Source organism: Spongiactinospora gelatinilytica, from assembly GCF_003236385.1.
In the GTDB taxonomy this organism is placed as follows: domain Bacteria; phylum Actinomycetota; class Actinomycetes; order Streptosporangiales; family Streptosporangiaceae; genus Spongiactinospora; species Spongiactinospora gelatinilytica.
Genome location: NZ_POUA01000388.1, coordinates 1 through 7,188 on the forward strand (window position 1 = coordinate 1; position 7,188 = coordinate 7,188).

Annotated in this window: 11 protein-coding genes; 4 read left to right on the forward strand and 7 right to left on the reverse strand. The window is 70.8% G+C overall.

From position 1 onward, the window contains the following. Nucleotides 1-266 precede the first annotated feature (266 nt). From C1I98_RS32490 to C1I98_RS32500, 3 genes are all read right to left on the reverse strand, one after another. Complete coding sequence (locus C1I98_RS32490) at nucleotides 267-1,142, reverse strand: HTTM domain-containing protein (protein WP_111171176.1); 876 nt, start codon at nucleotides 1,140-1,142, stop codon at nucleotides 267-269. Then, nucleotides 1,127-1,618, reverse strand: a complete 492-nt coding sequence (locus tag C1I98_RS32495) for a hypothetical protein (RefSeq protein WP_146607773.1) — start codon at nucleotides 1,616-1,618, stop codon at nucleotides 1,127-1,129. The genes C1I98_RS32490 and C1I98_RS32495 overlap by 16 nt, the downstream gene beginning before the upstream one ends. Before the next feature lie 95 nt (nucleotides 1,619-1,713). Further along, on the reverse strand, nucleotides 1,714-2,616 hold the full coding sequence (locus C1I98_RS32500; RefSeq protein WP_233508379.1) for an MFS transporter: 903 nt from the start codon (nucleotides 2,614-2,616) through the stop codon (nucleotides 1,714-1,716). Between C1I98_RS32500 and C1I98_RS44570 the strand changes: the two genes are divergently transcribed. After that, nucleotides 2,608-3,072 carry an ABC transporter permease gene (locus C1I98_RS44570; protein WP_267898093.1) on the forward strand — a complete coding sequence of 155 codons (465 nt, stop codon included), beginning with the start codon at nucleotides 2,608-2,610 and terminating at the stop codon, nucleotides 3,070-3,072. The two genes, C1I98_RS32500 and C1I98_RS44570, sit on opposite strands and share 9 nt — an antisense overlap. Nucleotides 3,073-3,075: 3 nt before the next feature. Here C1I98_RS44570 and C1I98_RS32510 read toward each other — a convergent pair whose 3' ends face one another. Continuing rightward, nucleotides 3,076-3,465 carry an ATP-binding protein gene (locus C1I98_RS32510; protein ID WP_111171178.1) on the reverse strand — a complete coding sequence of 130 codons (390 nt, stop codon included), beginning with the start codon at nucleotides 3,463-3,465 and terminating at the stop codon, nucleotides 3,076-3,078. A 32-nt stretch (nucleotides 3,466-3,497) separates the two neighbouring features. Beyond that, nucleotides 3,498-3,869 carry a hypothetical protein gene (locus C1I98_RS32515; RefSeq protein WP_111171179.1) on the reverse strand — a complete coding sequence of 124 codons (372 nt, stop codon included), beginning with the start codon at nucleotides 3,867-3,869 and terminating at the stop codon, nucleotides 3,498-3,500. A 539-nt stretch (nucleotides 3,870-4,408) separates the two neighbouring features. On the opposite strand from C1I98_RS32515, the gene C1I98_RS44575 reads away from it, so the two are divergent. The 3 genes from C1I98_RS44575 to C1I98_RS32525 are packed head-to-tail and all read left to right on the forward strand — an operon-like array spanning nucleotide 4,409 to nucleotide 6,323. Further along, the gene (locus C1I98_RS44575; RefSeq protein ID WP_233508381.1) at nucleotides 4,409-5,335 is read left to right on the forward strand and encodes a hypothetical protein; all 927 of its coding nucleotides are present in this window, start codon (nucleotides 4,409-4,411) and stop codon (nucleotides 5,333-5,335) included. Continuing rightward, complete coding sequence (locus tag C1I98_RS44580; protein WP_233508382.1) at nucleotides 5,322-5,762, forward strand: hypothetical protein; 441 nt, start codon at nucleotides 5,322-5,324, stop codon at nucleotides 5,760-5,762. The genes C1I98_RS44575 and C1I98_RS44580 overlap by 14 nt, the downstream gene beginning before the upstream one ends. Before the next feature lie 9 nt (nucleotides 5,763-5,771). Continuing rightward, nucleotides 5,772-6,323 carry a GNAT family N-acetyltransferase gene (locus C1I98_RS32525; RefSeq protein WP_111171180.1) on the forward strand — a complete coding sequence of 184 codons (552 nt, stop codon included), beginning with the start codon at nucleotides 5,772-5,774 and terminating at the stop codon, nucleotides 6,321-6,323. Between the two features lie 6 nt (nucleotides 6,324-6,329). Here C1I98_RS32525 and C1I98_RS32530 read toward each other — a convergent pair whose 3' ends face one another. Next, on the reverse strand, nucleotides 6,330-6,581 hold the full coding sequence (locus C1I98_RS32530) for an alpha/beta fold hydrolase (protein ID WP_146607774.1): 252 nt from the start codon (nucleotides 6,579-6,581) through the stop codon (nucleotides 6,330-6,332). Next, a partial coding sequence (locus C1I98_RS32535) for an alpha/beta fold hydrolase (RefSeq protein ID WP_146607775.1) occupies nucleotides 6,578-7,188 on the reverse strand: 611 nt, incomplete at its 5' end. The genes C1I98_RS32530 and C1I98_RS32535, both read right to left, overlap by 4 nt.

Genomic DNA, 7,188 nt, shown 5'->3' on the forward strand with positions numbered 1-7,188 from the left:
CGGCGGGGGCGCGGTCTGCGCGAACGCCTGGGCGGGCGGAGCGAGCGCGGCGGCCAGGCCGAGTACGGCCAGGCCCGACGCGAGACGTACGGTGCTGCTCTTCACGGTCGTTCTCCCTTGGGGCTGGTGTTTCTCCTTCGAGCCGATGAACGCCGGATCCTCGTCCCAGCGAGTACGGTGTGCGATCCATCGTTTACGGCATGCCCCAGAGAAATTCGCATCTCCCCCTAAATATGTACTTTTCACCACATACGCCCTATAGCGGACTAACCCAAAGGAACACTTCCCGCTCCCGCCTTCCCCGCCCCAAGTTTGCGAATACCCCGGTCAAAGCCGAGGCGGCCGGGCAGGCGGAGCCGTTCCAGCGGCAGGAACGCCGTCAGGCACACCACCAGCGGCAGGAAGTGGATGGCGATCGACATCCAGGTGATCAGGTGGAAGGCCGCGAAGAAGGCGACCCCCGCGTACAGCGCCCGGCCGGACAGGAACAGCAGCACGGGCGACAGCGTCTCGGCGATCAGCAGCCCCCACTGCCCGAGGTGGAACAAGAAGGGCACCTGCTCGGCGAGGTGCCCCACGAAGGTGCCCCTGCGGGTGACCGCCCACTGGAAGGTCGCGCCGTTCGGCCACTCCCAGCCGCCCCACCGGATCTTGGCGTACGCGGAGAGGAAGTACGTGGCCACCACCGCGATCTGCACGAACCTGATCGCCCACCCGGTGGCCTCGGCACTGGTCCGCTCCCCCACCGCGCCCACGGACGGCAGCGCGAACAGGGCGACCAGCAGGGCCAGGTGGTCGTGATCGACCTTGCCGAACGACATCGCCATCAGCGCCCAGTAGCCGAAGCCCAGCGCGACGGCGTACCCGGCGAGGCGCGGCAGCCGACCGGTGGCGGCCACCAGGCAGGCGATGACCACCAGCGCGAACACCGCGATCACCACGCCCTGGGTGGGCGCGGGCAGGCCGAGGAGCCTGGCCACGAGTACCGGACGGTATCCGCCCGGATTGCCCGGATGCTGGAACACCCCCGCGGTGAACAGCAGCATGTCCAGCGGCACGAACAGGTAGACCAGCACCCGCAGGACCGCCACCCGGCGCGGGGCGACCTGCGGGAACATCCACCGGGTCAGCGCACCCGCCATACGACCTCCTCGATCTCCGACTCGCCGGCCGGGCGGCGGTCCCTCAGTTTGATCACCCGGGTCACCAGGTGCAGAGTGGTCAGCCGGGGGTGCGCCGGGCGCAGGCGTCCGTGCGCCACGGCGAGGCGTTGCAGCATCGAGGGGTCGCGGCGGTAGCGGGTCATCTGGCCTTCGATCTCGGCCCGGCGCGTACCGACGCTCCACGGCTCGATGGGCACCTCCACCCGCGTCCCCGTCACGGTGTCGGCCTCCAGGTGCAGGGAGCGGATCTCCCCGTCCGGCGGAACGCTGAACGCGAACTGGACCATCGGCCCGAACGGGAAGAGGTCGTCGGTGCCCACGACGGTCCCGTAGAGCAGCACCGCGACCACGGCCGCGGTGACACCGGCTCTCCACGACCTTCCGGCACGGGTCAGCTTGGCCGGTGGACCGCCGCGCTCCGCGGGCGGCCTCGATCTCGGCCGGAGAATCGTCATGCCAATGGTTATCGCACAGCGAAGGGGTATTTGGATTCATTTCGGGCTATTTCATGATCAAGGGCACTTAGCGGGGTTTCGATAGGTCAGCGAGGTCAGCGGCGGAGCGTGCTGGAGAACGCGATCGGCACCCGGCTCAGCGCCAGCGCGACCGCCCCGCACCACAGCGCCGCCCGCACGCCGTACAGCTCGCCGACCAGCGCCGCGAGCAGGCCGCCGAGCCCCACCGCGCCGATCAGGACCACGCGCATGGTGGCGTTCACCCGGCCGAGCATGGCGTCCGGCGTGACCTGCTGGCGGAAGCTGGTCAGCGTCACGTTGTTCACGCCGATCCGGAAGGTCACCACGAAGTACGCGGCGGCCGACACCCACAGCCCCGGACCCTGCGCGATGAACGGCAGGGCCAGTGCCGCCGGGGCCGTCCACACGCCGACCAGCCAGGTCGCCCGCCCCTGCCCCAGCCACCGGGAGAGCAGGTGCGCCGACGCCGAGCCCGCCAGCATGCCGAGGCCGGACGCCGACAAGTACGCCCCCAGCATCCACGCGGGCAGATGCAGCTCGCCGACGATCAGTACCGGCAGCAGCGCGGTGACCAGCGGAATGCCCAGGTTGACCATGGCCCCCTGGACCGCGATCACCATGAGGACCCGGTTGCCCCGCACGAACCGGACCCCGTCCGCGATCTGCCGGTTCATCCCGGTCCGCACCTGCGCCCGCGAGGGGGCCGGGGACGGTACCGCGCGCAGCCACCAGGCCGACCACAGATAGGTCAGCGTGTCGATCACGATGGCCACCGGCGCGCCCGCGGCCTGGACCACCACGCCGGCCAGGCCGCTGCCCGAGACGTCCATGGCCGCCGAGGTGCCGACCAGCATCGAGTTGGCCGGCGTCAGCCGGTCCCGGCCGACCACCTCCTGCTGGCGATCGCCGCCCACGAGGGCACCGCCGCGCACCGCGTCCTGGCCGCGGCGGGCCTCGGCAGGCGGGAGATCGAACAAGCCCTTGACCGGCAGTTCGGCCCCGGCTCCTGGCCGATCCTGGCCTGGGTGCTGGTGCTCGGCCTGCTGGCGACCCTGCCGCTGGGCGCGGTACTTGGGTCGCTGTTCCCCAGCGCCCGCGGCCTGGGGCTGATCCAGCTCCAATTCCTCGGCGTGATCGGGATCTCCGGCATCTTCTACCCGCTCACCGCGCTGCCCGAGTGGCTGCAATGGATCGCCCAGGTCCTCCCGGTCTACTGGATGGGCCTCGGCATGCGCTCGGCCCTGCTGCCGGACGCAGCGGTCGCCGTCGAGGTCGGCGAGTCCTGGCGGCACCTGGAGCCTGTGGGGGTGCTGGGCGCCTGGGCGGTGCTCGGCCTGCTCCTGGCACCGGTCCTGCTGCGGCGGATGGCGCGCGGGGAGTCCGGTTCGAGCGTGGCCGCCCGCCGCGCCCGCGCACTCCAGCGGGTCGGCTGAGTCCTACCGCAACAGCGCCCACACCATCCGCCCCTCCCCCGCGGTGCGGATTCCCCAGTCGGCCGCCAGTGCCGCCACGATCTGGAGGCCGCGTCCTGACAGGGCGTCCGTGTGGTCGTGGCGGGGAGCCGGGACGGTGTCCGCGCCTTCGTCCGTCACCTCGATCCGTACGCCGTCCTCCCCCGCCTCCACCAGCGCGACCACGAACCGGCCGCCCGTCGTACCCGAGCGGGTGTGGGTGACCGCGTTCGCGGCCAGTTCGTCCAGGACGAGCAGGGCGTCGTCGTTGCCCTTGCGGCCGTCGGCCTCGAGCAGCGCCGCCGCCCAGTGGCGGCCGACCGCGACGGCCCGGTGGGTGCCCGGGAGGGTGACCGTGCCCAGGGTGTGTTCCATGAGGCTGGTCATCCGGGGGCGGGGGTACAGAGTCACGGGCGTCCTTTCTGAATCGCACGGTCGAGTACGGTCCGTCCCAGCTCGGGGCGGTCGAGTACGGTCGGCCGGAGGAGTAGCGCGTAGTCGCGGGTGAGGCCGTCGGCCGCGCCCTTGATCGTGAACCGCACGCAGTACAGCGGAAGGTCACGGCGGCTGGTACGCGGGCTTCGCCACCAGATCAGGCCCGCCCGCTCCACGATCGCGACGAGGTCGGGGGCCAGGGACAGCCGGGTGTGTTCGGCGATGCCGGAGACGCGGACGCACCCGATGCCGCGCGCGATGAGCGCGGCTCGCAGACGTTCGGCGGGAGAGACAGGTACCGCCGACGTCCGGACGCTTGGATAGGCCAGCAGGAGGGAATCCATCTCAACGGCCGAACTGCCCGGGAAAGGGGCGAATAAGCATCGGATGGTTGGCGGAGATGGCCCATCTTTGGGAGGGCTGCGAGCGAATACCGGCTTTCATCGTTACCTCTGTGTTACCTCTGTCGCGCTCGATTCGGGCCGGCGAGAACCACTCCCGCCGCCGCTCTGCGGCGCCCGCAAGTAAATGCCATCTGTAGTCGTGCTGTCACTAAGGGTCACGAAGTGCTTTCCGTACCGACCGCAGTGCCCCTGAGCTGCCGAGATCCTTCGCCTGGAGCGCCGTTCACTCGATCGGCCCGGCGAACGTCCGATTCGTCTGGTTGCCTGCGCCGGGCGAGCGGGGAAACCTGCTATCAGAGCCTCGTGCCAGGGAGTTCTCAATGCGGAAACAGTGGGGCAGGCAGGAGATAAACCGGCTGAGGGCGCAAATGATCGCCCAAGGGCGCGGTATGGAGGAAATAGCGGCAGAGATTCGCGCACAAACCGGACGATCACTTCTTGCGTCGTTCCGGCTGGCCCATGGGCTCAGTCAGGAGGAGGTGGCCGGCCGAATTCGACTCCGATCACCGACCACGGTCATCACACAGGCCGGCCTGTCATGGATTGAACTATTTCCGGGGCCTTCGTCGCGCCCGCCGTCCGCCGTTCAGATCATCGCTCTGGCGGAAATCTACCAGACCACGCCCAGGCGGCTGCTCGCCCCCGAGGCGCTGGATCGGCTCCCGGCAGCCGAGCGTGAGATCGTCATCCGCTGCGACGGCGGTCACGCCGTACCTGATGATCAGGCGCGCGACGCCGTACCTGACGCCGCGCCGACACCGCAACCGCTCATCCCCTCGTCGATCGTGCCGCCGAGGCAGCGGCCGGTCGGCGGCCTGCAACCGGAGGTAGAGATGGCCGCTCGCAGAGCACGGAGATTCGTGGCCACCAGCGAGGCCAGCAATGTCGGCCCGGAAACGCTCACCCAGTTGCGCGAAGAGATCGCCCGCATCGCCGGGGCCTACTTACTACAGCCGCTGCCGACTCTGCTGTTCGACCTGATCGAGTGTCAGGATGTGGCGTTCCGGCTGCTCGAAGGTCGCCAGCGTCCAACGGAGTCCGTCGAACTGTATCTGCTCGCCGGGATCACCTCGGGCATGCTGGCCAAGGCCAGCCACGACATGGGCGACCCGCACACCGCCCTGACCCAGGCCCGCGCCGCGTTCGTCTGCGCCGACAACGCCGGACACGACGGGCTGCGCGCGTGGACGCGCGGCTTGCAGTCGTTGACCGCCTACTGGGCCGGCGAACGACGCGGCCCGGTACGCGAGGGCGGGGGTGGAGTTCGCCTCGCGTACCCGAGGTTCGTCTTCGGTCTGGCTACCGGCGCAGGAGGCACGGGCCTGGGCGGTACTCGGCGACGGCGAGCAGGCCCAGGCGGCCCTCGATCGAGCCCAGGCCGCCCGCGAGACGGTGGAGGGCGATGACCTGGACGAGTTCGGCGGCGTGCTGAGCTTCAACCGCCCACGTCAGCTCTACTACACGGCCGACACCCTCGTCTGGCTGCCCGGCAACGAGCAGCGGGCCGACCGGCTGGCCGGGGAGGCACTGACCGCCTACGCCGACGCGGACTCGACCGAACGGGCGTTCGGCGGCGAAGCGGGCGCGCGGGCCGATCAGTCGCTCGCCCGAATTCACACCGGCGACCTGGACGGCGCGGCCGAGGCGCTGCGGCCCGTGCTCGACCTGCCCGCCGACCAGCGCAACGCGGGCATCGTCGCGAGCGCAATGCGCGTCCACAACGCCCTGCGCGTCCCGGCGTACGCGCGTACTCCGCAGGCCCGTGACCTGCGGGAGGAGATCGAACAGTACAGTCAGGTCTCAGTGCGTACGGCGCTCTCGCGCGGGCGCTAACCTCACCGCATGCATCCCGTGACGATCGACTCCGAGCGCCTGCGACTGCGCGAGTTCACGGAGGGGGACGTGGACGCCCTGCTGCGCGTCTACGGTGATCCCCAGGTGGTCGAGCACATGTCGTTCGAGCCCCGGAACAGGGAACAGGTGGAGGCCACCGTCCAGGCCGTGATCGCGGCGGCGCAGGCCGAGCCGCGCACGGAGTACTCGCCGGCGGGCGTGGACGCGGCCACCGACGAGCTGGTCTCGTTCGCCCGCCTGGCCATCGACACCCAGCATCCGGGACAGAACAGCGGGCAGATCGGGTTCACGTTGCGGGCCGATCTGTGGGGACGCGGGCTCGGCACGGAGCTGGCCCGGCTGCTGCTCCGCCTCGGGTTCGACGATCTCGGGCTGTATCGGGTGTGGGGGGCGCGGTCACCGCAGAACGTGGTGTCCGGGCACGTCATGGGCCGGTTGGGCATGATCGAGGAAGGCCGCGTCCGGGGGCACCTGCTGATCGGCGGCTCGTACCGCGACTCCGTGGTCCACTCGATCCTGGCCCCGGAGTGGTCCTCCTAGGCCGGGTCACGGGCTCTCACCGCGCAGGAACCTGGTGACCAGCTCCCGGTACCTTTCCGGCCGGTCGTCGCCGATGTCGTGCCCGGCGCCGTCGATCGCGCGGAAGACGGCGTTCGGCAGTACGTCGGCGTACTCCCGGGCGACCTCGGGCGCCAGGTAGTCGCACGAGCCGCGCAGCACCAGCACGGGCACGGGCACGGCGACGCGGCGCAGCGCAAGCCGGGGATCGGCGACGCGGGCGGCGTCGCGCACGCTCATGACGTTGGCCCAGTATCCGAACCCCGGCTGCGGCCTCCCCGCCGATCGGGATGGACATCCTGACCGCAGATCGAGTTCGCCGACGAAGGACTGGAACTCACCGTCCATCGCCTCGTCCGGCACGCCCGGGTGGCGCGCGGCCCGGCGACCTCCACGAGTACGGCGGAGAGCAGCAGTCGCGGGTGGCGGTCCCACAGCACCCCGGTCTGGTCGCGCAACCCGCTCGCCGTCATGTGCCGGTCGCCGGGGAAGGCGGAAGACCAGATCATCCCGGGCGAGGTCACGACCGCGCGGGCCACCCGGTCGGGGTGCGCGGCCAGGTAGGCGGCGGTGAGCGTGGCGCCCCACGAGGTACCGACCAGTACGACGCGGTCTGCGCGGATCGCGACCCTGAGCGCATCCAGGTCGGCGACGTGCCGGGCGACCGTGTATCCGCTCGCGTCGGGCAGGCGGTTGGACAGGCCCGCCCCCACCTGGTGGTGGGCGTACACGTCGAAACCGGCGGAGGTGAGCGCGGGCTCCAGCGGAGACGGCTTCGCGTCAGGCGCGCCGGGGCCGCCGTGGAGGAGGATCACGGGGGTGCTTTGGCGGTCGCCCGGCACGTCGC

Coding starts and splice junctions, on each gene's coding strand:
- C1I98_RS32490 (WP_111171176.1), bottom strand. CDS start 1,142: ATGGCGGGTGCGCTGACCCGGTGGATGTTCCCGCAGGTCGCCCCGCGC.
- C1I98_RS32495 (WP_146607773.1), bottom strand. CDS start 1,618: ATGACGATTCTCCGGCCGAGATCGAGGCCGCCCGCGGAGCGCGGCGGT.
- C1I98_RS32510 (WP_111171178.1), bottom strand. CDS start 3,465: ATGGAACACACCCTGGGCACGGTCACCCTCCCGGGCACCCACCGGGCC.
- C1I98_RS32515 (WP_111171179.1), bottom strand. CDS start 3,869: ATGGATTCCCTCCTGCTGGCCTATCCAAGCGTCCGGACGTCGGCGGTA.
- C1I98_RS32525 (WP_111171180.1), top strand. CDS start 5,772: ATGCATCCCGTGACGATCGACTCCGAGCGCCTGCGACTGCGCGAGTTC.
- C1I98_RS32530 (WP_146607774.1), bottom strand. CDS start 6,581: ATGAGCGTGCGCGACGCCGCCCGCGTCGCCGATCCCCGGCTTGCGCTG.